The sequence below is a fragment of the Mycetocola sp. Y444 genome, from assembly GCF_059445295.1.
The window spans coordinates 275,297-299,513 of sequence record NZ_JCAIUB010000002.1 but is presented as its reverse complement, the minus strand read 5'-3'; the positions used below and the strand labels follow the sequence as shown (position 1 = coordinate 299,513).

The window sequence follows — 24,217 nt, the reverse complement described above, 5'->3', positions numbered from 1 at the left end:
ACATGACGAACTCACTCGTTCATCAGCTGGAACCATGAGCGCATGCGTACCCCACGACCGCTTCCCGCTGAACTGCCTTCCGCGTTCACGTATGCCCACGCCCGCATGCTGGGCGTCGGTAGATCACGGCTCGAGGCCCACGATCTCGAGCGGCCGTTCCATGGAGTACTGGCGCGAGTGGAGACCACCACAACCGACCTGATCGACACCGACCCGGCAGAGCGGGCGCGAACTGACATCGAGCGTCTGGCTCGCGCGTACGCGACACGGATGCCTCCGGTCGAATTCTTTAGTCACCGTACGGCCGCGATTCTCTGGGGTGTGCCACTTCCCGTCAGCGGCGGTGATCAGCTCGTCGATGTGTCCGTCCATCGACCACGCCGGGCACCTCGCAGTAAAGGAGTACGCGGGCATGAGCTGGACCCACGACTCGTCCACCTCACCGTCCGCGATGGCCTCCGCCTCACAACGCCGGCCTCGACGTGGGCGAGCCTCGGTCGAATCCTTCATCCCTACGACCTGGTCGCGGCGGGCGACGCAATCGTGTGCCAACGCACCTCCGCAGGCGGAAGCGGTTTTGGGCAGGCACCGCTCGCAACGCTGGACCAGCTTCGCGCCGCAATCGATGCCGGTCGACGCCCCGGGGTCGGCGCTCTCCGCGACGCGTTCGGTCGCATCCGCACCCGCTCCTGGTCGCGGCTCGAGACCTGGGTGCGGCTCATCCTCGTCGATGCAGGGCTTCCGGAACCCGCACTCAATTACGACGCATACGACGACGCGGGCAATTTCCTGGGATGCATCGACCTCGCCTACCCGGAACTCAAGATCGCCATCGAATACGAGGGCGCGCACCACTGGCAAACGGCCGAGCAGTTCCACCGTGACATCGACCGGCTGAATCGTCTCATCGAAGCCGGGTGGCGGATCGTGCGACTGACGAGTCGCCACGTCTTCTCTACCCCGTCCGAGGTCGTGCGGCAGGTGTCTGTGGCCCGTGCGCAGCGGGGCGCCACCGCGTGAAACGACGCGCGAACGAAGGTCCGCACCCGCAACGCCGGCCCATCCGCCGCGAATGCCCGAAACGACCCAAAGTTCCCGACATCTGCGACGGACGAACGGACGTCCGCACCCGCAACGCCGGCCCATCCGACGCGAATGCCCGAAACGACCCAAAGTTCCCGACATCTGCGACGGACGAACGAAGCGTCGCACCCGCAACGCCAGCCCATCCGCCGCAAATGCCCGCAACGACCCGCACATCCCCACATACGCGACGGACGAACGAAGCGTCGAACCCGCAACGCCAGCCCATCCGCCGCAAATGCTCGCGCGGCAGGGCACAACAGAGTCGCTCACTCCACGAGCGCGCGCCCTCCGAGCTGCTCCTCGAACATCCGCGCGTACGTGCCGCCCCGCGCGAGCAGTTCCGCGTGCGTCCCCTTCTCGGCGACCCGCCCCGCCTCGATCACGAAGATCACGTCGGCCTTCACGATCGTGGACAGCCGGTGCGCGATCGCGATCGTGGTCCGGCCAGCGGATGCCGCCTCCAGCGCGCGCTGGACGACCCGCTCCGAGATCGTGTCCAGGGCGCTTGTCGCCTCATCGAGCACCAACACGGCGGGGTCCTTCAGCATCACCCGGGCGATCGCGATCCGCTGCTTCTCACCACCGGAGAGGCGATACCCACGCTCCCCCACCACCGTGGCGTAGCCGTCTTCGAACGACGCGATCGTCTCGTGGATGTTCGCAGCACGTGCCGCCGCTTCGAGTTCTGCGTCCGTGGCATCCGGTTTCGCGTATCGGAGATTCTCGGCGATCGTCGCGTGGAAGAGATAGGTCTCCTGGCTGACGATCCCGATGTTCGAGACGAGCGACTCGGCCTGCAGGTCACGCACGTCGGTGCCGGCAAACAGCACCCGCCCCCCTGTCGCGTCGTAGAAACGCGGAACGAGGTACGACACGGTGGTCTTGCCCGCCCCACTCGGACCAACGAAAGCCGCGAACTGGCCCGGCTCGATCGAGAACGACACGTTGTCGAGAGTGGGCCGCGAGTCGTCGGCTGCGTCGGGGTACCGGAAGGTCACGCCCTCAAACTCGACGCTGCCCAGCCGCGGGTTCGCGCGCGATACCGGCACGGCATCCGGCCGGTCGGCGATCGACGGCGTGAGATCGAGGTACTCGAAGATCCGGGCAAAGAGAGCTCCGGATGTCTGCAGGTCAAGTCCGACCCGCATCAGGGCCATGAGTGGAAACAGCAGTCGCGACTGCACGGTCGTGAACGCGACGATCGCCCCCGCGGTGATATCCGCAGCGCCGCCGGAGACCAGCAGCCCGGCGACCAGGTAGACGATGGCCGGGATCGACGACAGGAAGATGTTGACCATCGCGAAGAACCACTGGCCGCTCATGGTCTGCTTCACCTGCAGGTCGACCTGCTCCTCATTCGCTCCGCTGTACCGCTGAATCTCGGCCGGCTGCTGGTTGAAGCTCTTCGACAGCAGCACACCGGACACGCTCAGAGTCTCCTGCGTGATGGCCGTCATGTCGGAGAGCGACTCCTGCGTCTTGGTCGCGATACGCGCACGCACCTGCCCGACGCGACGCTGCGCGATCACGAGGATCGGCATGAGGATGAGCGCGACAATCGTCAACTGCCAGTTGATCAGCACCATGGCGACGAATGCGGCGATCACGGTGACCGTGTTGCCGAGCACGCTCGAGATGGTGTTGCTCAGCGCACCGGCCACCCCACCGACGTCGTTTTGCAGCCGCGACTGGATCACGCCGGTTTTGGTGCGCGTGAAGAAGCTCAGCTCCATCGCCTGAAGCTTGCGGAACAGGGAGACCCGCAGTTCGCCCATCACCGTGTTGCCGACGGTCGCCGTCAACCAGGTCTGCCACACACCGAGCCCGGTCGCGACCACAAAGATCCCGATCATGATCGCGACGATGCGGGTGAGCGCTGGCAGGTCGGGGCCGCCCTCCGGCGGGAACAAGCCGACATCGAAGGCCTGCTCGACCAGCAGCGGCGGGATGACGCTGAGCGCCGCCCCGATCAAAACCAGAATCACCGTGAGCGTGATCTTCGCCCGGTGCGGCGCGAACAGAGCCATCACCCGTTTGAAGAGGTGGGGCACTCGCGGGGCGCTCGCGTTTACCGCACGCTGCGCCTCTTCGTCACCGCCACCGCGCATCCGTCCGCCGCCAGCTCCACTTCCGCCACCGCGGCCATGCATACTCATAAATTCACCCTAAGCCCGGCATACGACGTGCGGATGCCGGGCTTAGGGTGATCAATCAAACGGATGACCGTGCTGCGGAATTATCCCTTCGTCGCGCCGGCCAGAAGCCCGCGAACGAAGTACCGCTGGAGGCTGAAGAAGACGATCAGCGGAATGATGAGCGACACGAACGCCGCGGCGGTCAGTCGCTGCCAGTCCTGCCCTCGAGTACCGGTCAGCTCGGCCAGCCTCTGTGTCAGCGGCGCGACATCCGGTGTGCCGCCGGAGAAGATCAGCGCGACAAGCAGGTCGTTCCACACCCAGAGGAACTGGAAGATCGCCACCGATGCGATCGCCGGCAGCGCGAGCGGCAGGACGATCCGGAAGAAGATCTGGCCGGGGCTCGCACCATCGACGCGCGCTGCCTCGATGACCTCGCCCGGGATCTCCGAGATGAAGTTGTGCAGCAGGAAGATGATGAGCGGCAGGCCGAACATCGTGTGCGCGATCCAGACGGGCAGGTAGTTCTGCTCGGGAATCATCGGAATGACCTCGTGCAGGCCTTCCTGCAGCGGCCGCAGGAAGGTGGTGAACATCTGCAGCAGCGGCAGGAGCGCCATCTGAAGCGGGACGATCTGCAGCGCGAAGATCAGGATGAACAGCCAGTTCGAGCCCTTGAACTTCATCCACGCAAAGGCATATGCCGCCATCGCGCCGAGGATCAGCGGGAAGATCGTGCCAGGGATCGCGATCGCCAGCGAGTTCACAAAATAGGAACCAAGCTGCGGCGACGACGCCGATGACGACAGGAGCACTTCCTGGTAGTTCTCGAGGGTGAAGCCCGGGTTCTGGAAGATCGTCCACCAGCCCGTCGACTGGATGAGCTCCGCCGGCCGGAACGACGAGACGAAGAGCCCAAAGGTCGGGATCGTCCAGATGACGGCGATGATCAGGGCGGCAAACGTTGCACCGCGCGAGGTGAGCCGACGCTTGACGCGTTTCGATTTGGTGCCGAGATCGATCGCTTCACCGCGCTCGATTTGTTCGAGGGCTTCAGCGTTGCCCGTCGTGGGAATGATCGGTGTGCTGCTCATCGGATTTCCCTCTGCTGCTTCATGAGCCTGATGTTGTAGATGACGATCGGGAGGACCAGGACGAACAGAACGAGCGCGAGGGCTGAGCCTCGACCCGGCTCTGCGGCCCGGAACGCCTGGGTGTACATCTCATTGGCGATGACGCTGGTGTTGAAGTTTCCCGCCGTCATGGTTCGAACGATGTCGAACACCTTGAGCGTCGCAATCGAGATTGTCGTGATGACCACAACGAGCGAGCCACGGATGCCGGGCAGGGTCACGTTGGTGAACCTCTGCCATGCGTTCGTGCCATCAATCTCGGCGGCCTCGAGTTGCTCCACCGGAACCGCCTTGATCGCGGCGGACAGCACGACCATGGCGAACCCGGTCTGGATCCAGATCATGACGATGAGAAGAAGGAACGTATTGATCGGCGAGGTCTGCAGCCACTGAACCGGCTCACCTCCGAACCAGATCACGATCTGGTTGAGAAGGCCGATCTGTTCGTCGCCCGACTGGCGATAATCGTAAACGAACTTCCAGATGATTCCGGCGCCGACCATGGAGATCGCCATGGGCATGAACACGAGGGCCTTGAAGAACTTCTCACCCCGCGACTTGTCGATGAACACGGCGTAGGCGAGGCCGACGATGGTGGACACCGTCGGGACCAGGAGCACCCAGATCACCGTATTGAGGAGCGTGCTCAGGATCGCTGGCTGAGTGAACATCCACACGAAGTTGTCGATCCCGTTGAAGTCGCCCTGGTTGTTGGTGAACGCGAGGAGGCTCGTGCGGATGGCCGGATAGATCAGGCCGAGCAGGACGAGGATAAACGCCGGGGCGAGGAAGACGACGAGCTGAACCCAGTCTTTGCCACGCTTCGGAGCCTTGTCGAGGAAGAAGAACAGCAGGCCAACGATGGCGGCGAAAATCGCGAGGCCACCCACAACCTGGATGATTTTGCCGATGAGGTCAGCGGTCGTCATGAAACAACGCCTTTCGGAACGAGGGAAATCAAGGGCGAGGCCACCGTGAGGCGACCTCGCCCTTGAGAGGCGGTATCAGCTAGTCCTGCGGCCAGCTGGATTCGATCGTGTCCACGGTCTCCTGGGTGCTGTCCCCAGAGACCCAGGCGACGATGCCCTTGAAGAACGAGTCGGCGCCAACGGCAGCCGGCATCAGGTCGGATCCGTCGAAGCGGAAGACCGTGTCTTCGCCCTGGAGGATTTCGATGCTCTCCTTGAGCACGTCGCTTGACGCGTTCTCCGGGTCAAGTCCCTTGTTCGCGCTGATCACACCGCCGAGTGAGACCCGGATGTTTGCCCAGGTGTCGCTCGAGAGGTAGGTACGGACGGCGTCAACCTCTTCGCCCTCGTTGAAAGCAACGGGGAACTCGCCACCACCGGTGACAGCGGTTTCTCCGCCAGCCTCAACCGAAGGCAGGAGGAATGCGAAGACGTCTCCGTCGGGGCTGACCTCGGTTCCCTCGGGCCAGAAGCCCTCGTAGAACGATGCCTGGTGGTGCAGTGAGCACTCGCCGTCGAGGATCGGAAGACCACCGTCAGCCATCTCGGTGGAGATGACGCTCGACACGTCACCGAGGCCACCGTTCACCATGTCGGGGTTCTTGATGATCTCGCCGACAGCATCGAATGCGGCAACGATCTGCGGGTCGTTGAACGGGATCTCGTGGTTGATCCACTGGTCGTACACGTCAGCGCCAGCCTGGCGGAGCACGTAGTCTTCAACCCAGTCGGTTCCCGGCCAGCCGGTGGCGTCGCCCGAGCCGAATCCAACGCACCACGGCTTCTGGCCGTCTGCGACGATCTGCTCGCTCAGAGCCGTGAGCTCGTCGAGGGTCTCGGGGACTTCGTAGCCCTTCTCCTCGAACTCGGTCGGTGAGTACCAGACGAAGCCCTTGACGCTGGCCATCAACGGCGCTGCGTAGAATGTGCCGTCGTAGCTGCCGTAGGTCTTCCAGTCTTCGCCCCAGAACTCGTCGACGTTGGCTTCAACGGCCTCAGGTGCCGGCTGGAGCCAGCCGCCGGTAGCGAGTCGCTGCAGCAAGCCTGGCTGCGGCACGATTCCGATGTCGGGTGCGTTGCCAGCCTCGGCAAGCACCGCGATCTGCGCTTCGAATTCCTTGGTGCCCTGGTACGAGATGTCGATCCCCGTGCAGGTCTCGAAGTCACTCCATGACTCGAGGAGACGGTCGGCCTCGGCGTCAACGATCGTTCCGCTGATGCTGACCTCGCTGCCGTCGAAGGTTCCGTACGTCTCGTAGTCGGAGCAGTCCGTGTTCTCCTTGTCGCCTGCGGCGACGTCGCCGGTGCAACCGGTCAGTGCCAGGCCGAGAATGCTCGCCGCTGCAAGCGGCGCGAGCACCCGGCGATGGGTTTTCTTCAAGCTCATCTGTGTCTCCTCGTTGAGTGTGATCGTGAGGCGAGTTCGTCGCCTCAGCACTGCAGGTGCGGGTCCGGCGCCACATAGGGAACCGGTTCCATGCACAAACTACGGCACACCGGCGAGATGCACAAGCCGGGCTTGTCCGACGCTTATCGGCACGTGTTCGCGCTCTCACGGCTGTCACTGTCGCGCTGAGGCGACACTCGCTGTGCCGCGGGGATGGCCGGGACACCCCGCTTTGTGTAACCGGTTCCATAAGGCCCGTCTATGGGCTAGCCTGTGACCGACCGCATCCCCCAGCGAGGGTGGGTCCCTCTTTCACCGGCGATCGGAGGCCCAGTGTCGAGTGCCATCGCTGATGTTGCCGCCAGGGCCGGGGTGTCGAAGGCCACGGCGTCGCGTGCGCTCTCCGGCAACGGTTATGTCGCGGAGGCAACCAGGCTGCGCGTGATCGCTGCCGCCGAGGAGATCGGTTACGTCGCGTCCTCGAACGCCGCGAGCCTCGTGACCGGGCAGACCAAAAACATTGGCGTCGTCATGCCGTTCATCAACCGGTGGTTCTTCGGCGAGGTGCTCGACGGGATCGAACAGGCGCTCCTTGACCGCGGGTATGACATGACCCTGTACAACCTGCACGCCGGTTCCCCGGACCGTCAGCGGGTCTTCGACTTCTTTCTCGCTCGCAAGCGCTTCGACGGCATCATCCTGATCGGCGTTGAACCGACCGAGGCAGAACACCAGGCACTCACCAGACTCGCGGTCCCACTCGTCGGGATCGGATTCCCGACCGACGGCATCCCGACGCTTGCGATGGATGACAGGGGCGCAGCCAGAAGAGCCACCGAGCACCTGATCAGCCTCGGGCACCGCCGCATTGTCCATATCGGGGGCGAGGATGCCGATGAGTCAGAATGCTCCGTGGCCGCGCAACGGTCCGCCGGCTACCGCGAGGCGATGGCCGCCGTTGGTCTGAAGTCCGAGTCAAGGATCGAAACGACGATCATGAGCCTGCCCGGCGGTTACGACGCAGGCGCGAACATTTTGAGCAGTGCCCAGCGGCGGCCAACGGCAGTGTTTGCCGCCTGCGACGAGATCGCCATTGGGACAATGATCGCTGCGAGGCGACTCGGGCTCCGCGTGCCGGACGATCTCTCGGTCATCGGCATCGACGGCCACGAGTACGCCGAGATGTTCTCGCTGACCACGATCGAGCAACGCCCGTGCCAGCAGGGCGGCGACGCCGTCACAGCGCTTCTCGACGCGATCGCCGGAAACGCGGTACACGCCGCCGTTATCGACGTTCCCGCCCGCCTGATCGTCCGAACCAGCACTGCACCGTTTGCCCCGGCGCGGACCGGGCTGCCCCCTGTCGTCGAGCGGGCGCCTGCAGGACCACAGTCGGCTTAACGCACGAATGACGCCGCTCCGTGAGGAGCGACGTCATTCGGTTCGACCCTGACGGATGCCGAAGCACACGTGTCAGGGACGGTGGAGCATTTCGACCGCGCAGAATTATCCGCGCGGGTCACGCCACAAGTAAGAGCCCCGAGGGGCGCAAATTACTTGAGGTTGACGGTTGCGCCGGCTTCTTCGAGAGCAGCCTTTGCCTTCTCGGCGGTCTCCTTGTTTGCACCTTCGAGAACGGGTCCCGGTGCACCATCGACGACGGCCTTGGCCTCGCCGAGGCCGAGCGAGGTGAGCTCGCGGACAGCCTTGATGACCTGGATCTTCTTGTCGCCGACAGCCTCGAGGATGACGTCGAAGGAGTCCTTCTCTTCAACCTCTTCTGCAGCAGCACCGGCAGCAGCCGGTCCAGCAACAGCGACGGGTGCAGCCGCGGTGACCTCGAAGGTCTCCTCGAATGCCTTGACGAACTCGCTGAGCTCGATGAGCGTGAGTCCCTTGAACTGCTCAAGCAGCTCTTCAGTTGACAGCTTTGCCATGATTTTCTCCCTTAGATTTCTTTGGTCTACTCACCGCTGTCCCAGGTCTGAACCTAGGAAGCGGACTCCTGCTTCTCACGCAGCGCGTCGACCGTGCGAACGGCCTTCGACAGCGGTGCGTTGAACAGATATGCGGCTCCGAACAGCGAGGCCTTGAAGGCGCCGGCAAGCTTGCCGAGCAGAACTTCGCGGGACTCGAGGTCGGCGAGCTTGCCTACCTCTTCGGCGGTCAGAGGGTTACCGTCAAAGTAACCGCCCTTGATCACCAGGAGAGGGTTTGCCTTGGAGAAGTCGCGCATGCTCTTCGCAACGGTGACAGGGTCTCCGTGAACGAAAGCGATGGCCGACGGACCAACGAGCTCTTCGTCAAACGACGAAATGCCCGCGTTGTTCGCGGCAATCTTGGTCAGCGTGTTCTTCACCACGGCGTAGGTTGCGTCCGCACTGATGTTCTTGCGCAGCGTCTTAAGCTGGGCAACAGTGAGGCCGCGGTACTCGGTCAGCAGAACGGCGGTCGAGCTCTGGAATTTCTCCGTGAGTTCGGCAACCGAGGCTTCCTTGTTCGCCATAGCCACTCCTTGATTAGTCTTCCTCGCACCGCGGAGGCGATGCGAGCCAAAAGGGGCAGTCGGTTTTCGGCAAAAAAAGAGCTCCGGCGCAAGCGCACGGAGCATTTTGAGAGAATCTCTAAGAATGTTTCGTTCACCTGCGCGGGTTGTCTCAGCTGAGAACCTTCGATCGGATGCACACTTGCGCGAGCACGCCGAAAACCTGCGGTCTTTGGTTTTGTCCCAGCTTATGGCATCCGCTTCACTTCGCCAAATCGCGTGCGGTCGTCAGGCGAGCGGGCTGAGCGACAACTCACGCAGCAGGGCGGCGGGGTCGTCGTAGACGGCAATGGCGCCGGCCGAGAGCAGTTCAGCCGAACTAAAACCGCCGGACAGCAGGCCGACCGTACGGACGCCGGCGCGCGATGCCGCAATGCAGTCCCAGACGGAGTCGCCGACGAACACCGCCTCACCTGCGTCCACTCCGGCTTTCTTGAGTGCGATCTCGACGATCGACGGGTCGGGCTTGGCGGTCTCGACATCGTCGGCGTTGGTGGTGGCGTCGATGGCGTCATCGACGTCGAGCTTGCCGGTCAGGATCTCCAGCTCGTCCTCGGGCGCTGAGGTCGCAAGCACGATCCTGAGGCCACGGCCGTGAAGTTCACGGAGGAGGTCCCGCGCCCCGTCGAGCGGACGCAAGCGATCGGCGAGTTCCTTGTAGTACTGCGAGTGCAGGTCTTTGGCACGATCACCGAGTTCGTCGACTTTGTCACCCAGCAGCGCCTCGAGCAGCTTCGCGGAGTCCAGGCCGATCGCGCGGTGGATGCGCCACGACGAGACTTCGGCACCGACGTCGGCGAAGGCGTGCGCCCAGGCCTCGACGTGCAGGTAGTTGGAATCGACGAGGGTGCCGTCGATGTCAAACAGAACGGCGCTCGGGGACGTGGCTGGTGCGGCTTCGGTCAATGGATTCTCCTCCGGTTCGCCGCAACTGTAGCGCGACGCGATCCTCCTCGTCAGGGGATTGCGCCAGCCGCGTCCCTTCCGTCAGTGACGGGCGCGGTGCCCTGATCGGCGAGGGGCAGGCGGATGCTGAATCGGGTGCGACCCGGCGCCGACTCGACGGCGACGGTACCGCCGTGTGCCTCGATCACGCCGCGGGCAATGGCGAGCCCGAGCCCGGTTCCGCCTGACGCGCGCTGTCTGGACGAGTCCCCGCGCACAAACCGCTCGAACACCGACCCGAGCAGGGTCGGGTCGATGCCGGGGCCGTTGTCTGTGACGGTGATCTCGGCGGTGTCCCCGTCGACGGAGAGGGCAGTGACCACTCGGGTGCCTTCCGGGGTGTGCACTCGCGCGTTCCCGAGGAGGTTTGCGACGACCTGGAACAGGCGCTGCGCATCACCAAGAACGACTACATCCCGGCCGGGCAGTTCGAGTTGCCAGTCGTGGCCTGACGCGGCCGCTCTGGCGTCGTTGACGACCGAGGATACGAGCGTGCTGAGCTCGACGGGTTCCTTTGCCAGTTCCCGCCCCTCGTCGAGCCGCGCGAGCAGCAGCAGGTCTTCGACGATTGCGGTCATCCGCACAGCCTCTGACTCGATCCGGCCCAGGGCATATGCGGCGTCCTCCGGGAGCTCCTCGCCTGACCGTCGGGTCAGCTCGGCATATCCGCGGATCGACGCGAGCGGGGTGCGCAGTTCGTGGCTGGCATCCGACACGAAGGTTCTGACCTTGTTCTCGGATGCCTGGCGAGCGGAGAGCGCGGCGGCGACGTGACCGAGCATCCGGTTAATCGACGCACCAACCCGCCCGACTTCGGTGTCGGGGTCGGCGTCCTCAGGTGGCACTCGGACGGCGAGCGCGACCTCGCCGCGGTCAAGCGGCAGTTCTGACACGGCGGTCGCCGTATTCGCCACCCGGTCGAGCGGGCGAAGCGCGAGCCGCACGATGACGTACGAGGCCGCGCCGGCGACGACGAGAACGCCGAGCGTGATCGCACCGATCACGGCAATGAGCTGCCCGAGAGTGAACTCGAGGTCTGCGAGCGGAAGTCCAACGATCATCACGCCGTCCCCCGCCTCGACGGCCACCACCCGGTAGGAACCGAGCTCACCGCCGAGGTCAATCGACTCCGGCTGACCGCCCATGCTCACGGTCAGCAGCGTCTCCACCTGTCCCGCAGTCAGCGGCTGCAAGTCGCCTGCGTCATCGAGGTAGCCGGCGTAGCGCACCGCTCCCCCGGAGATGATCGCGCCGAGCGTGCCCGCGGACTGGCCGGGCACCCCGATGAACTCGGGCACCGGCGGTTGCCCCCTCGGGGACATCGGGCCATCGTTACCGCGGCGCGCTTCCTCGGCGCCGTACGACCGCGAGGTCGCGGCCGTCAGCTGCGCGTCGACACGGTCGAGCAGCACCGTCCGCACGCTCACCACGCTCGCGAAGCCGATGATCACCGCGGCGAGCGCCAGCAACGCGACGACAGCGACGACGAGTCGTCCCCGCAACGTCCACCGCGACATCCGTTTCATGGCGTCGTCTCGGCCGCCTTGAGCATGTATCCGGCCCCGCGAACCGTGTGGATCATCGGCGGACGTCCGGCGTCGATCTTCTTGCGCAGGTAGGAAATGTAGATCTCGACGACGCTCGCCCTGCCCTCGAAGTCATAGCTCCACACCCGATCGAGGATCTGTGCCTTGGAGAGGACGCGCCGCGGGTTGCGCATGAGGAAGCGGAGGAGTTCGAATTCGGTCGCGGTCAGTTCGATCGGGGTGCCGCCGCGCGAGACTTCATGGCTGTCTTCGTCGAGCGTGAGGTCACCGACGGTGATGACGGGGCCACCGGTCGCACCGGTGAGCGTTGAACGCCGGATCAGCGCGCGCAGGCGGGCAACGAGCTCCTCGAGGCTGAACGGTTTCGTCACGTAGTCGTCTCCACCGGCGGTGAGTCCGGCGATCCGGTCGTCGAGCGCGTCCTTCGCCGTGAGGAACAGCACCGGGACGTCGTCGCCCTGTTCGCGCAGGCGGTGCAGTACGCTCAGCCCGTCGATGTCGGGAAGCATGATGTCGAGCACGATGGCGTCTGGCCGGAACTCGCGCGCAACGTCGAGTGCTTTCCGCCCGGTGGCTGCCGTGCGGGTCTCCCAGCCCTCGTAGCGAAGCGCCATCTTCAGCAGGTCGGTCAGGCTGCTCTCGTCATCGACGACGAGCACGCGGATGGCACTGCCATCTGCTCGCTTCAGGGGTACGGATGCCGCTGGCAGCGAAGAAGACTCGAAAGCGCTCATATTTCCAGTATCCGCCCGTTGCTATGAGCCACCTATGAGCAATCTTGGGGGCTCCCGTGGCCCCTGTTCGTGTCGCTACACCCGTGGCTGAGCCGCCCACTATTCTCGGGGCATGACCCGCTCCGTCGACGTGGCCAGCCGCACAGTTCCAGCGGGTCGCGACCTCACACTTGACCTTGCCCGTGTGTTCTGCGTTGTGCTCGTCGTTTTCGTCCACATCCTGTTCACGGGGGTCGGGCGCGACGCAAACGGATCGCTCCTGATCGAAAGGACCGTAGAGTTCCAGCCGTGGTTCAACGCCGCGACGTGGATGGCGAACATCATGCCGCTGTTCTTCGTGGTCGGCGGCTACGCGGCGAGAGCAGGCTGGCGATCCGCCGTTGCGAAAGGCACGACCGCCGATCAATTCGTGCGCGTTCGCCTGGCGCGCCTCGCCCGCCCGGCGCTCGTCGTTTTCGTCTTCTTCACCGTCGTTCTCGGTGCTGCCGGAGCCCTCGGCATCGACCCTGAACTGGTCGACGCCATAGCGATCGGGGTCGGTTCGCCGCTGTGGTTCCTCGCCGCGTACATGATCGTCCAGGCGCTCGCGCCGGTGATGATGCGGTGGCACGACCGGTACGGCGGGTGGGTGCTGCTGGCGTTGTTCGCTGCGGCGCTGGCGATTGACGGCATCCGCTTCGTTGTGGCTGGCGGCCTTCTCGGCATCGACCGGCTTCCGCCGACCGGATATGAGATCGGGCAGGAGCTCTTCGGCATCCCCAACGTCGCTTTCGTCTGGCTCTTCGCCAGCCAGGTCGGCTTTTTCCTCTACGACGGCTGGTTCGCGAAGCGCCGGTGGTGGCAGCTCCTCCTGCTGGTTGGCGCCGGCTACATCGCCGTGTGGCAGCTGGTTGCCCTCGGCGGCTATTCGGTGAGCATGCTCGGCAACCAGTGGCCGCCGACCGCGCCCATGGCAGTGTTCGCCGTCATTCAGGCGGCAGCTTTGACCCTGCTGCACACACCACTGACCGCGATGATGCGCACGCGAGCGGCGCAGGGTGCGGTGTTCCTCGTCGGATCGCGGCTGATGACCGTCTACCTCTGGCACCTGCCGATGATCATGGTGCTCATCGGCATCCAGCTGCTCCTGCCACTCCCGTTGCCTCAGCCGGGGAGCGCCGCATGGTGGTGGACGCGGCTCCCGTTCTTCGTCCTGGTTCTCGCGGCCGTGTGGGTGCTGTCGCTCTGGCTGATCAGGTTCGAGAAGGCGCCACCTTTGGGTGCCCCGCGTATCGCGGCGCCGTGGGCCACCCCGGTCGCCGTTGTACTTTTCGTACTGCCCATTCTGGCGATCACGGCGTACGGACTGGACTTCCCGCTCGCCGCGGCAGCTCTCGTCGCCTGCGCCGCGGCGCTGTGGCTGACGGGACCACAGCGCACCGCCATCCCCCGCGGGTGAGTGCGCGGCACGCCAACAGCCGCGCACCCACCAGTGCGGCTTCGGTCAGTCGCGCCAGGAGTGCTGCGGGTCGTACCCGAGCACCCGACGTGCCTTGTCGATCGACAGCAGTGTGTCGTTCGTCCCCAGCTCGCGCGTCACGGGAACGTCGGGGAAGACCTCGGCGACGAGTTCGTCGTTCGGGCGTGACATGACGGTGTCCGCCGCCGCGATGATGAACCGGTCGAAGCCTGTGGTGTCGAGCTCGACGGCGCGCTCGACCGCCTGGGCGCCGTCCCGCCCGTCGATGTAGCCCCACAGGTTCCACTTCCGCAGCGACGCGTCAGAGTCAAAGTCAGGGAACTCCGCGTAATCCTCAGGGTTCATCACGTTCGAGAACCGCAGCGCAATGATCTTGAGGTCGGGGTTCCACCGCACGAGCTCGATCGCCATCTGCTCTTCGAGGTGCTTGACCAGCGAGTAGGTGCTCTCCGGCCGTGCCGCGTACTCCTCATCGATGGGAATGTACGGCGGGGGCGTTTCAAACGGCAGGCCGAGAACCGTCTCGCTCGACGCGTAGACGATGTTGCGGATGCCGGCGCGAATAGCACCACTCATCACGTTGTAACTCGCGAGGATGTTGTTGGAGAACGTCGCAACGTTGCTCGCCAGCCCGGCGGCCGGGATCGCGGCGAGGTGAACGACAGCATCGAATCCCGAGTGCCTGTCGTCGACACCGAGCAGTGCGTCGAGGGTCTGACCGTAGTCGGTGAGGTCGACGCGCACGAATCCGGGCCCACGCTCCCCCGTCATGTCGAGGTTGATGACGACGTGCCCCGCGGCGCGCAGTTCGCGGACGACGGTGCGTCCCAGTTTTCCGGATCCACCGGTAACAGCAATTCTCATGGGCCCATTCTGTTGCAGTTGGGGCATCGGGGGTATGGGTGGCGCTCGGGCGTGGTTGAGTGTAAGCATGCAACTCGTCCTTTACACCTCGTCGTTCTGCACCCCGTGCGCCCGCGCCCGAGAGGTGCTCGCCGAAGCCGAACGCGTCGTGCCCAAAGCCAGGGTGGTCGAGCGCGACGTCGCCATCGAGAATGCGAAGGCGGCGGATGACGGCATCCGCCTCACCCCGACGGTTCTCGTCCTCGACGACACGGGCAAGGAAGTCTTCCGCGCGACGGGGGTTCCCACGCTCAACCAGGTGCTCCGGGCAGCAGCCAAGGCGCTCTGACGCCCCGGGCCGGGTGTTCGGCCTGAGTCAGCCGGCCGGACCCGCGCGGCCCAGAAACCGACCGACCCGATAAGGCGCGCCGACAGGGTGCCGGTGGCGGGAGCATCCGCCCGGCCGAGGCACAATAGAGTGTGACTTCCAGCCATCTTGACCGCCTCGTTGCCGATTCATCGGACCGGGTGGCCTGGCTCCGGGCTCGCTCTCGCGGCATCACCGCGACGGATGTGGCCCGGCTCTCGAGCGCGAAGTCGATCGACGCCGTCGCCACCGAGAAGCTCGGCGGCGGTCCCGGCTTCTCCGGGAACGCCTACACCGACCACGGTCGGGCGCGCGAACCTGAGATTGCTCGCTGGGTGGCCGCGACCCACGGCATTTCGCCGTCATCGGCGCTCTTCCACGCGGAGATCGAGAAGCGTCACCTCGCGACCCCTGACGGCCTCGCCGTGTCAACGTCGGGTGCGCTTGTGCTCGCCGAGATCAAGACGACGACCAAGCCGTGGTCGAGCGTTCCCCGCAACTACCTGCGTCAGATCTGGTGGCAGCAGTACGTGCTCGGGGCAGAGCGAACCCTCGTGGTCTGGGAACAGCACGCGAACTTCGTGCCGGTCGGCGAGGAACCGATGTGCCGCTGGATCGACCGCGACGAGAAGCAGATCAACCAGCTGGTCGGACTCGCCAACAACCTCATCGACGAGTTGCACCGCAGAACCACACGCGTGTCGCGGTACCTCGTGCACGACGACCCGTACGACATCCCCTGATCCCTGGTCCGTCGCGGCCCTCCCTGTTCGCGACCGCTGCACGTCCATGCCCGCGCTGCAGATGTTTATGTAGCGCAGGCATGGATCTGTAGCGCTCGCTGGACGATTGTTTGCTGGGTGGGAACTCGGCCGTAACACCACTGACTCATTGTGGGCGTTAGCTGTAAACAGAGCAACAACGACAGGGGACAGAGATGCGTGAGGGTGTGGGGATTGCGTGGCAGACTCGGGGCATGACTGGATCATCTGATGCGTCCCCGGCGGGAGCATCAGCCCCGCCCACGATTCCCGAAACCATGCGCGCGGCGGTCATCGATGCCACCGGCGACGCGAGTGCACTGCACGAGGCCACTGTCCCCGTCCCGTCCGCGTACAACTCCGAGTTCATCGTGCAGGTCGTGGCCGCCGGCATCAACCCCATCGACGCGAAGACACGGGCCGGACGCGGCGTCTCTGCCGGCATCCCGAGCTTTCCCGCCGTGCTCGGCTTCGATTTCAGCGGGGTCGTCGTGAAGTCACCGTATGAGGCGCACCCGTTCGCTCCTGGCGCCGAGGTGTACGGCATGACCATGGTTCCGCGCACGTCGGGCAGCTACGCGCAATTCGTCGCCGTGTCGAGCCTGTCCGTCGCGAAGAAACCAGCGGCGCTCTCGCACGTGGAAGCCGCCGGTGTGCCGCTGGCCGCGCTGACCGCCTGGGGAATGGTCGTCGAGGTCGCCAAGGCCCACCAGGGCCAGCGCATCCTCATTCACGCAGCCAGCGGCGGCGTCGGGCACTTCGCCCTGCAGTTCGCCAAGTACTTCGGTGCGCACGTCATAGCGACAGGTTCGAGCCGCAACCAGGAATGGCTGAGAGAGCTTGGCGCCGATGAGGTCATCGACCACGGGACGACCCGATTCGAGGATGCCGTCAGCAAGGTCGACGTCGTCATCGACCTGATCGGAAATGTCAGCGACAACACGGGCTCGCGCTCTCTCGGTGTGCTGCGCGAAGGCGGTCTCATCGTCAATGCGCCGACGGGCAGCTGGCCGACCTTTCTCGCCGAGGCCGCTGCCGCGGGAATGCGCGCGACGACGTTCAAGGTCGCGCCGGACGGCGACAGCCTTTCGACCATCTCCCGCTTGCTCGAGTCGGGGGATGTTCGCGTGTTCGTCGACCAGGTATTCGATCTCGGCAACGCCGCCGAGGCGCACGAGGCACTCGAGTCCGGGCATACCCGCGGCAAGATCGTGCTCACGATTCCCGCACACTGACGGCTGCGCCACACAAGCGCCGCGTCCGGGCGTCAGCTCGCGCGTTCCGAGAGCGCCTGCCCGAGTTCGCTCCGGAAGTAGAGAACGCTGTGTCCGTGCCTCGTCGACGTCACGAGCCCGGTGTCCGCGAGTACACGCAGGTGCTGGTTGACCGCCGAGGTGGAGATGCCAAACCTGATCCCGAGCTCGGTCGATGACGCCGGCGAGCCCAGCGCCCTGAGCAGCGCCGTGCGCCGGGAGCCGATGAGGCTGACGAGAGCGCCCTCCGGTGCCAGAGTCTCTGGCTCCCACATCGCGCCCTGACCGCGCGCGGGGTACATGACAAGCGGGGCCTGCCCGGCCTCGACCGGCGCCGACGCCCGCCGGGTGAACATCGTCGGGACGAGGGTGAGACCGAGGCCACCCGTGTACTCGGTCCGGCTCTCCGGTGCGGCAAGGGCGATCGACACCACTCCGTTCTCATAGGTCACCGCCGATGAGACACCGTTGAGCATGACGGCGAGCCCGTCGAGCGCCACGACACGGCCCCTGTGCACGATGTCGGACTCCAGGATCGCCCGCATCCGGGGCCAGTGCGGGCGGAAGCACGCGTCCCAGTACTCCCGGAGGGCGCTCACCATCCGCCGGATAGCCCGGTCAGGCGGCCCGGCAAACACCGGAGGCAACTCAGGGTGCACCGAGAGCACCCCGCGCAAGAAATCGGCGGCCGGGAGCGCCTCGAGCCGGGCGAGTTCGTTCTCGATTCGTGTGAGGGGCGAGTCCGGCCGCGGGTTGAGGAAGTCAGGTGTCCACAACCGGTCGTTGACCAGCGCCGCGAGCACCTCGGTGTCGAGGGAGCGCCTCGCGTCTTCTGTTCGAATAACCCACGGCAGCTGCAGCGGGTAGCGCCCGGGATCCCGGATCGACCGCAGCGAGAGACCGAGCTCGCACAGCGGCGAGATTCCGAACCGCACGCCACCGAGATCGGACTCGCTGAGTTCATACCGCAACATGTAGCCATACGCTACATCACTAACGGATGCCGTTCCGCGCATGGGAGAAAGGAACGTGAGCGCACCACCACCCAGCAACGCCCCCTCCCTCCCCGACACCACACCGATCCCGGCAGGCGGCATCCGTCGTCGTGATGGCAGATGGTTCGCTTCGATCACGCAGGACCCCGTTCTGCGTCGGCTTGTGCTCGCCACCCTCGTTTCGACTCTCGGCCGAGGCGTGTTTCTCACGCTCACCGTGCTGTACTTCACCCTCATCGTGGAGCTGCCCGCGATCGAGGTCGCCCTGCTTCTTACGATCTCGAGCGCCATCGGAGTGGGAACGTCGTACCTCGGCGGCCACCTCGCCGACCGGTTCAGCGCCAGGCGCCTCGCCGTCTGGCTGGTGCTCATCGAAGCCGTTGCGCTCGCGTGCTATCCACTGGCGACCTCGTTCCCCGTGGCACTCGCCGTCGCGTGTGTCGTCACGGCAACCGCGAGTGCCGCGCACTCCACTCGCGGCGCGATCATCGCCCGCGCCTTCACCGGGCAGGGCAGGGTGGGCGCCCGCGCCGTGCTCCGCACCGTCACGAACATCGGCATCTCGCTCGGCAGCGCCGCTGGCGGAATCGCACTGTTGCTCGCCACCCCGACGGCCTACCGAAGCGTGATGGTGATCGCCGCGGTCCTGACGGGAGCGAGCGCGTTCGTGCTCGCTCGCCTGCCGAAATCCGTCGACGCCCCGCAGCACGACCCGACGAGCGACGTGCCCCGCCCGGTGCGGGGGCGCTCACCGTTCCGGAATCCGACCTACCTCGCGCTCACTGTGCTCTCCGGCGTGTTTGGCATGCAGTTCGGTGTTGCCGAGGTTGGCCTGCCGCTGTGGATCGTCCACGACACCCGGGCACCAAGTGCCGTGTACTCGCTCCTGCTCATCCTCAACACGGTCCTCGTGATCGCATTCCAGGTGCGGCTCTCCCGTGGCACCCACGATGTCGCGCACGCCGGAAAGATCTCGGTGCTCGCCGGCATCCTCATGGTTGTCGCCTGCGGCCTCTACGCCGGGTCCGCTGACGTCGCCATCGGGGTCGCCATCGCCCTCCTCGTGCTCGCCATGGTCGTGCACTCCTTCGCCGAGATCCTCTCGAGTGCCAGCAACTGGGGGCTGAGCTTCGAGCTCGCGGACCAGTCGCGCGCAGGCGCGTACCAGGGGGTCTTCGCCATGGGCTATTCGCTCGGCGCCATGGCCGCGCCGCTCGTCATCAGCGCGACCGTGCTCACCCACGGCACGATGGGCTGGCTGGTTCTCGGTGCCGTCTTCCTGCTGTCAGCACTGGGGATCAACCTGCTCGCCCGACACCACCTCACGACGGCCCTGCCAGCGCCCGCTCCATGACGAAGTCGCTGTGCACCTCGGGGCCGAGCGAGAACTTCTTCTCACCAACGATGGCGAATCCGCTCTTCTCGTAGAACCGGAGCGCCCTCGCGTTGAGCTGATTGACCCCGAGCCAGATGCCCGCTGCTCCCCGTTCTCTCGCCGCGTCGAGCGTCGCCGTCATCAGCGCCGCCGCCACACCCCTGCCGTGAACCCCCGGCAATGCGTACGCCTTGCTGAGTTCGATGGTCGGCCTGATCGTCACCGCAGCGGCGACGTCGGGGTCGGCCGGCTCCCCGCCGATGAGCATCATGTATCCCACCGGGCCACTGTCGTCCTCGGCCAGCAGGATGCCACGGTTGCCGTCGTCGAGGTACCGATCGAAGCTCCGCTCCGTCAGATTGCCGACGATGTACTCGGCGATCGCCTCCGGCGCGCTGCCGGGAGGGCAGGCGAGCGGAAACGTGACGGCAGCGAGCTCCCCCAGCCCCGCGGCATCCGCCGGTCGGGCACGTCGAACAGTCAGGGTCATCCCGCTATTTTATGGAGCACGGCGGATGCCGCATTGCACGCAAAAAGGACCCCGCCGAAGCGAGGTCCTTTTTGTCAGTGCGCCAGAAACTGCAGCGCGCGGGAACTAGATGGAGTTGATGTCCATCGGGATGCCAGGACCGAAGGTGGTCGAGACGGTTCCCTTGAGGATGTAACGGCCCTTCGAGGAGGACGGCTTGAGGCGGTTGACCTCTTCGAGAGCGGTCGAGATGTTCTCGAACAGCTGCTCGGGCGAGAACGATGCCTTGCCGACGACGAAGTGGACGTTGGAGTGCTTGTCAACGCGGAATTCGATCTTTCCGCCCTTGATGTCGTTGACGGCCTTGGCCACATCGGGGGTGACGGTTCCGGTCTTCGGGTTCGGCATGAGGCCGCGGGGTCCGAGGACCTTTCCGAGACGACCGACCTTGCCCATGAGCTCCGGGGTCGAAACCGCGGAGTCGAAGTTGGTGTAACCAGCGGCCACCTTTTCGATGAGCTCGTCGCCACCGACCTCGTCAGCACCTGCAGCGATTGCTGCTTCTGCTGCAGGGCCCGTTGCGAACACGATGACGCGGGCGGTCTTACCGGTTCCGTGAGGAAGAATCACGGTACCGCGGACCATCTGGTCTGCCTTGCGGGGGTCGACACCGAGCTTGAGGGCAACCTCAACCGTTGAATCGAACTTGGCCGAACCGGTTTCCTTGGCAAGGTTAACTGCCTCAGCTGCGGTGTAGACCTTGTCAGTGCCGATTTTCTCGGCGGCGGCCCGGTAGGCCTTTGACTTCTGTGCCATGTGAATTTCTCCAATTCGAGAATGTGGTCATTTGCGCCTGGCCGGCGCTGCCACGAATGTTGTGTCTTTGAGACGGCGTCAGACGGTGTCTGGCCAGCTCGGGTGGGTCCCGTTGCAGAGAGCAGTGCGGAACCCGAGGTGTTACTACGCTTCGACGGTGATTCCCATGGAGCGAGCGGTTCCGGCGATGATCTTCGACGCAGCGTCAATGTCGTTTGCGTTGAGGTCGGCCATCTTCTGCTCAGCGATCGAGCGGACCTGCTCCTTGGTGAGCTTCGCAACCTTGACGGTGTGCGGGGTTCCCGAGCCCTTTGCGACGCCGGCAGCCTTCTTGATGAGCTCTGCAGCGGGCGGGGTCTTCAGGATGAACGTGAACGAGCGGTCCTCGTAAACGGTGATCTCGACCGGGATGACGTTTCCACGCTGGGATTCGGTCTGGGCGTTGTATGCCTTGCAGAATTCCATGATGTTTACGCCGTGCTGACCCAGTGCCGGGCCGATTGGCGGGGCGGGGTTGGCGGCGCCAGCCTTGATCTGAAGCTTAATCAGACCAGTGACCTTCTTCTTCGGAGCCATGTTTCTTCCTTCTTATTGGGTTTCGAGCACCGTCCGTGTGACAGGCGCTCTCCCGCAGGCCCGGTTGGGCCGCGGTGGTGTGAGAAAAGTTTAGAGCTTGGTGACCTGATCGAAGCTGAGCTCGACCGGGGTCTCGCGCTCGAACAGCGATACGAGCACGATGAGCTTGCCGCTCTCCGGCTTGATCTCGCTGATCGAACCGGGAAGGCCAGCGAACGAGCCTTCCTTGATCGTGATGGTCTCGCCGATTTCGAAGTCGACCTCTGCCGGGATCGAGCGAGCCGTCTGGCCGCCCTTCGCACCGGTGGACTTCGACTGTGCGGCTTCCTTGACCTCGACGAGGCTCTTCAACATGTTGAAGGCCTCTTCGAAACGCAGCGGCGTCGGGTTGTGGGCGTTGCCCACGAAGCCGGTGACACCTGGCGTGTGGCGAACGACTGACCAGGAGTCTTCGTTCAGGTCCATGCGCACGAGCACGTATCCGGGGATACGAACGCGGGTGACCATCTTGCGCTGGCCGTTCTTGATCTCGACGACATCTTCCATCGGAACTTCGACCTGGTAGATGTAGTCGGCAACGTCGAGCGATCCCTTGCGCTGCTCGATGTTCGCCTTTACCTTGCGCTCGAACCCGGCGTAGGAGTGAATGACGAACCATTTGCCCGGCAGGCTCCGCAGTTCCTTGCGGAATGCGTCGTAGGGGTCGGCGTCTTCTGCGTCGGCCTCGTCGCCAGCGGCGGCAGCCTCGACGACATCGGCATCCGGCTCCTCGCCGTTGTACGGCGCGACCTCTGGCTCGAATTCTGCTTCTTCTTCGCGCTCGACCTCGATGGAATCTGCGAGAGCGAGAGCAGCGGCTTCAGCCTCTGCAGCCTCGTCGATCTCGAGAGCGTCATCGACGATCGCATCGGCTTCGGGATCTACGGCTTCGGCGAGAGCCTCGACCTCCTCCTCGACGTCAACGATGACATCCGCGGTGTCTTCGATGTGCAGCGCTTCGTGCTCGGCGGGGTTGACAGCCTTCTCTTCGGCCGCGAGCACGTTGCCCTCCTGGGCTTCGTCGTCCTCACTGGACTGCTCAGCGGCAGTCGACCAGTCGACGTCGTCTAGATTTCTCTCCGACACTTAAATCTCTTTCCTTTGGCTCTCGTTTGGCCGGTGCACGGCCACGTTGCGCTGTATGAGGTTCGGATGAACGGATGTCAGCGGCTAGGCCGCCGGAGTACCGAACGTGAAGATCACGACCCAGCTGAACACCTGATCCAGGCCCCAGACAAGCGCCATCATGATCACGACGAACACGAGCACAACACCGGTGTAGCTGAGCAGTTCCTTGCGGGTCGGTGTGACGACCTTCTTGAGCTCAGCGACAACCTGCTTCAGAAACAGGATGATCCCGGCGAAGGGTCCACGCTTTGCGGCACGGTCCTTCTTCGCTGCTGCGACGATTTCCTCGCTCGGTTCGTCGATAACTTTTCGGGCCACCTGGTTACACCTTTCATGTGCCGGGGTGTTAACACCGACGCGCAGGGCGGACAGGACTTGAACCTGCAACCTGCGGTTTTGGAGACCGCTGCTCTACCAATTGAGCCACCGCCCTATGACCGGATACCCGGTCGGGAAGCAAAAACCTGATTCACGATTCTGACCCGCAATCCCCTTCTTACGGCGGTTGCCGAAAAAAGATGAAAATAGGCGCAAAAAAGCTTGGCAGATTTCAACTACCTCCCCAAGTGTACAGGGCGAAATGCTCTCCGCAAACACGAGCACGCAGAGCACGGCAACCTGACGGGTGTTTACAATCACGACCTCGGCGCGTATGGTTCCTATAGGATATTGGAAGCCGTGATGGCGACCCTGAATGCAATGGAGCAGAATGTCGACTGAGAAACCCAAGTACACGGCTGAGACCTGGCCCATCGCCACCTGTCTCCACGCTTTCCCGCCGGTCGATAAGCAAGGCCTCGCCATGCACGACGCCCCGGCCGAGGTGTGGGACGACATGTTCGCACAGGTGGCCGACGTCGGATTCACCCTGGCCGAACTGGCTGACAGCCACGTGCGCCCCGCAGACCTTGAACCCTCGAGGCGCGACGAGTTCCTTTCCATCGCGAAATCGCACGGAGTCGGCATCCCCTCGGTGCACCTCCAGCGTCAGAGCGTCATCATGCCGGGCTCTGAAGAGAAGAACCTCGCGTACGCCCACCGCACCATCGACGCGGCAGCCGAATGGGGCATGGAGGTCTTCTCGACCGGCCTGCACCAGCCGTTCAGCGACGCGCAGAAGAAGGCGCTGTGGTTCTGGACAGCGGAGGGCCCGAAGGACCCTGACGACCGCGACGTCTGGGACACCGCCGTCAAGCGCATCCGTGAGCTCGGTGAGCACGCGGCATCCGTTGGTCTTCCGCTCTCCCTCGAGATGTACGAGGACACCTACGTCGGCACCGCGGACAGCGCCGTTCGGTTCGTCGAAGATGTGGGCCTCGACAACGTCGGCATCAACCCCGACGTTGCAAACCTCATCCGCCTGCACCGGCCCGTCGAGGACTGGCGCGAACTCTTCGCGAAGACGCTCCCCTATGCCAACTATTGGCACGTCAAGAACTACACGCGTGACGAAGCGGCAGACGGAAGCTGGTTCACCTCGGTTCCGTCGACCATGGAAGCGGGTCTCATCAATTACCGCCAGGTATTCCGGGATGCCATGGCGCTCGGCTACAACGGGATCATCCTCGCCGAGCACTACGGCGGAGACAGCCTCGGCATGTGTGCCACCAACCAGAAGTACATCCGCTCACTTCTTCCGAAGGCCTAGGAGAGAAT

General features: G+C 64.6%; 24 protein-coding genes and 1 tRNA gene. 8 read left to right on the top strand and 17 right to left on the bottom strand.

The window, feature by feature from the left end; genetic code table 11:
• Nucleotides 1-42 precede the first annotated feature (42 nt).
• Nucleotides 43-1,020 carry an endonuclease domain-containing protein gene (locus tag AC1C2M_RS08220; RefSeq protein ID WP_495435906.1) on the top strand — a complete coding sequence of 326 codons (978 nt, stop codon included), beginning with the start codon at nucleotides 43-45 and terminating at the stop codon, nucleotides 1,018-1,020.
• Between the two features lie 332 nt (nucleotides 1,021-1,352).
• Here the strand turns inward: AC1C2M_RS08220 and AC1C2M_RS08215 are convergent, their stop codons facing one another.
• The 4 genes from AC1C2M_RS08215 to AC1C2M_RS08200 all read right to left on the bottom strand — a co-directional run bounded on the left by AC1C2M_RS08215 (nucleotide 1,353) and on the right by AC1C2M_RS08200 (nucleotide 6,709).
• Nucleotides 1,353-3,242 (bottom strand): ABC transporter ATP-binding protein, encoded by a 1,890-nt coding sequence (locus AC1C2M_RS08215; RefSeq protein ID WP_495432581.1) that lies wholly within the window; start codon nucleotides 3,240-3,242, stop codon nucleotides 1,353-1,355.
• An 80-nt stretch (nucleotides 3,243-3,322) separates the two neighbouring features.
• Nucleotides 3,323-4,315: a carbohydrate ABC transporter permease gene (locus tag AC1C2M_RS08210; RefSeq protein ID WP_495432580.1), complete on the bottom strand. Its 993-nt coding sequence runs from the start codon at nucleotides 4,313-4,315 to the stop codon at nucleotides 3,323-3,325.
• Nucleotides 4,312-5,283, bottom strand: coding sequence for a carbohydrate ABC transporter permease (locus AC1C2M_RS08205; protein ID WP_495432579.1), 972 nt, complete (start codon nucleotides 5,281-5,283; stop codon nucleotides 4,312-4,314). The genes AC1C2M_RS08210 and AC1C2M_RS08205 overlap by 4 nt, the downstream gene beginning before the upstream one ends.
• A gap of 79 nt (nucleotides 5,284-5,362) precedes the next feature.
• On the bottom strand, nucleotides 5,363-6,709 hold the full coding sequence (locus AC1C2M_RS08200; protein WP_495435905.1) for an ABC transporter substrate-binding protein: 1,347 nt from the start codon (nucleotides 6,707-6,709) through the stop codon (nucleotides 5,363-5,365).
• A gap of 333 nt (nucleotides 6,710-7,042) precedes the next feature.
• Here AC1C2M_RS08200 and AC1C2M_RS08195 point away from each other — a divergent pair, with 333 nt between their 5' ends.
• Nucleotides 7,043-8,110, top strand: coding sequence for a LacI family DNA-binding transcriptional regulator (locus tag AC1C2M_RS08195; RefSeq protein WP_495435904.1), 1,068 nt, complete (start codon nucleotides 7,043-7,045; stop codon nucleotides 8,108-8,110).
• 152 nt (nucleotides 8,111-8,262) lie between these two features.
• Here the strand turns inward: AC1C2M_RS08195 and rplL are convergent, their stop codons facing one another.
• The 5 genes from rplL to AC1C2M_RS08170 all read right to left on the bottom strand — a co-directional run bounded on the left by rplL (nucleotide 8,263) and on the right by AC1C2M_RS08170 (nucleotide 12,480).
• Nucleotides 8,263-8,646, bottom strand: coding sequence for a 50S ribosomal protein L7/L12 (gene rplL / locus AC1C2M_RS08190; RefSeq protein WP_483405258.1), 384 nt, complete (start codon nucleotides 8,644-8,646; stop codon nucleotides 8,263-8,265).
• 53 nt (nucleotides 8,647-8,699) lie between these two features.
• Nucleotides 8,700-9,215 carry a 50S ribosomal protein L10 gene (gene rplJ / locus AC1C2M_RS08185; protein WP_108390152.1) on the bottom strand — a complete coding sequence of 172 codons (516 nt, stop codon included), beginning with the start codon at nucleotides 9,213-9,215 and terminating at the stop codon, nucleotides 8,700-8,702.
• A gap of 267 nt (nucleotides 9,216-9,482) precedes the next feature.
• The gene (locus tag AC1C2M_RS08180; protein ID WP_495432577.1) at nucleotides 9,483-10,160 is read right to left on the bottom strand and encodes an HAD family hydrolase; all 678 of its coding nucleotides are present in this window, start codon (nucleotides 10,158-10,160) and stop codon (nucleotides 9,483-9,485) included.
• A 50-nt stretch (nucleotides 10,161-10,210) separates the two neighbouring features.
• Nucleotides 10,211-11,725 (bottom strand): sensor histidine kinase, encoded by a 1,515-nt coding sequence (locus AC1C2M_RS08175; protein WP_495435903.1) that lies wholly within the window; start codon nucleotides 11,723-11,725, stop codon nucleotides 10,211-10,213.
• A complete protein-coding gene (locus AC1C2M_RS08170; RefSeq protein WP_483405255.1) occupies nucleotides 11,722-12,480 on the bottom strand; it encodes a response regulator transcription factor in 759 nt (252 codons plus the stop codon). Before AC1C2M_RS08170 ends, AC1C2M_RS08175 begins: the two co-directional genes overlap by 4 nt.
• A gap of 112 nt (nucleotides 12,481-12,592) precedes the next feature.
• Between AC1C2M_RS08170 and AC1C2M_RS08165 the strand changes: the two genes are divergently transcribed.
• Nucleotides 12,593-13,918 (top strand): acyltransferase family protein, encoded by a 1,326-nt coding sequence (locus AC1C2M_RS08165; RefSeq protein WP_495435902.1) that lies wholly within the window; start codon nucleotides 12,593-12,595, stop codon nucleotides 13,916-13,918.
• A gap of 45 nt (nucleotides 13,919-13,963) precedes the next feature.
• Here the strand turns inward: AC1C2M_RS08165 and AC1C2M_RS08160 are convergent, their stop codons facing one another.
• Complete coding sequence (locus AC1C2M_RS08160) at nucleotides 13,964-14,803, bottom strand: NAD-dependent epimerase/dehydratase family protein (protein WP_495435901.1); 840 nt, start codon at nucleotides 14,801-14,803, stop codon at nucleotides 13,964-13,966.
• Nucleotides 14,804-14,870: 67 nt separating this feature from the next.
• Here AC1C2M_RS08160 and AC1C2M_RS08155 point away from each other — a divergent pair, with 67 nt between their 5' ends.
• From AC1C2M_RS08155 to AC1C2M_RS08145, 3 genes are all read left to right on the top strand, one after another.
• Nucleotides 14,871-15,131, top strand: coding sequence for a thioredoxin family protein (locus tag AC1C2M_RS08155; RefSeq protein ID WP_483405250.1), 261 nt, complete (start codon nucleotides 14,871-14,873; stop codon nucleotides 15,129-15,131).
• A gap of 131 nt (nucleotides 15,132-15,262) precedes the next feature.
• Nucleotides 15,263-15,892: a YqaJ viral recombinase family protein gene (locus AC1C2M_RS08150; protein WP_108390146.1), complete on the top strand. Its 630-nt coding sequence runs from the start codon at nucleotides 15,263-15,265 to the stop codon at nucleotides 15,890-15,892.
• 233 nt (nucleotides 15,893-16,125) lie between these two features.
• Nucleotides 16,126-17,145 carry an NADP-dependent oxidoreductase gene (locus AC1C2M_RS08145; RefSeq protein WP_495435900.1) on the top strand — a complete coding sequence of 340 codons (1,020 nt, stop codon included), beginning with the start codon at nucleotides 16,126-16,128 and terminating at the stop codon, nucleotides 17,143-17,145.
• Nucleotides 17,146-17,177: 32 nt separating this feature from the next.
• Here the strand turns inward: AC1C2M_RS08145 and AC1C2M_RS08140 are convergent, their stop codons facing one another.
• Nucleotides 17,178-18,137 (bottom strand): ArsR/SmtB family transcription factor, encoded by a 960-nt coding sequence (locus AC1C2M_RS08140; protein ID WP_495435899.1) that lies wholly within the window; start codon nucleotides 18,135-18,137, stop codon nucleotides 17,178-17,180.
• A 55-nt stretch (nucleotides 18,138-18,192) separates the two neighbouring features.
• Here AC1C2M_RS08140 and AC1C2M_RS08135 point away from each other — a divergent pair, with 55 nt between their 5' ends.
• Nucleotides 18,193-19,512: an MFS transporter gene (locus AC1C2M_RS08135; RefSeq protein WP_495435898.1), complete on the top strand. Its 1,320-nt coding sequence runs from the start codon at nucleotides 18,193-18,195 to the stop codon at nucleotides 19,510-19,512.
• Here AC1C2M_RS08135 and AC1C2M_RS08130 read toward each other — a convergent pair.
• From AC1C2M_RS08130 to AC1C2M_RS08105, 6 genes are all read right to left on the bottom strand, one after another.
• On the bottom strand, nucleotides 19,481-20,023 hold the full coding sequence (locus tag AC1C2M_RS08130) for a GNAT family N-acetyltransferase (protein ID WP_495435897.1): 543 nt from the start codon (nucleotides 20,021-20,023) through the stop codon (nucleotides 19,481-19,483). The two genes, AC1C2M_RS08135 and AC1C2M_RS08130, sit on opposite strands and share 32 nt — an antisense overlap.
• 105 nt (nucleotides 20,024-20,128) lie before the next feature.
• Nucleotides 20,129-20,818 carry a 50S ribosomal protein L1 gene (gene rplA / locus AC1C2M_RS08125; protein ID WP_108390141.1) on the bottom strand — a complete coding sequence of 230 codons (690 nt, stop codon included), beginning with the start codon at nucleotides 20,816-20,818 and terminating at the stop codon, nucleotides 20,129-20,131.
• A gap of 144 nt (nucleotides 20,819-20,962) precedes the next feature.
• Nucleotides 20,963-21,394: a 50S ribosomal protein L11 gene (rplK, locus tag AC1C2M_RS08120; RefSeq protein ID WP_108390140.1), complete on the bottom strand. Its 432-nt coding sequence runs from the start codon at nucleotides 21,392-21,394 to the stop codon at nucleotides 20,963-20,965.
• Between the two features lie 90 nt (nucleotides 21,395-21,484).
• Nucleotides 21,485-22,519: a transcription termination/antitermination protein NusG gene (gene nusG / locus AC1C2M_RS08115; protein ID WP_495435896.1), complete on the bottom strand. Its 1,035-nt coding sequence runs from the start codon at nucleotides 22,517-22,519 to the stop codon at nucleotides 21,485-21,487.
• Between the two features lie 84 nt (nucleotides 22,520-22,603).
• Nucleotides 22,604-22,879: a preprotein translocase subunit SecE gene (secE, locus tag AC1C2M_RS08110; RefSeq protein WP_108390138.1), complete on the bottom strand. Its 276-nt coding sequence runs from the start codon at nucleotides 22,877-22,879 to the stop codon at nucleotides 22,604-22,606.
• Nucleotides 22,880-22,921: 42 nt separating this feature from the next.
• Nucleotides 22,922-22,994: transfer RNA gene (locus AC1C2M_RS08105), tRNA-Trp, on the bottom strand.
• A 276-nt stretch (nucleotides 22,995-23,270) separates the two neighbouring features.
• Here AC1C2M_RS08105 and AC1C2M_RS08100 point away from each other — a divergent pair.
• The gene (locus AC1C2M_RS08100; protein WP_495432568.1) at nucleotides 23,271-24,209 is read left to right on the top strand and encodes a sugar phosphate isomerase/epimerase family protein; all 939 of its coding nucleotides are present in this window, start codon (nucleotides 23,271-23,273) and stop codon (nucleotides 24,207-24,209) included.
• Nucleotides 24,210-24,217: the final 8 nt, after the last annotated feature.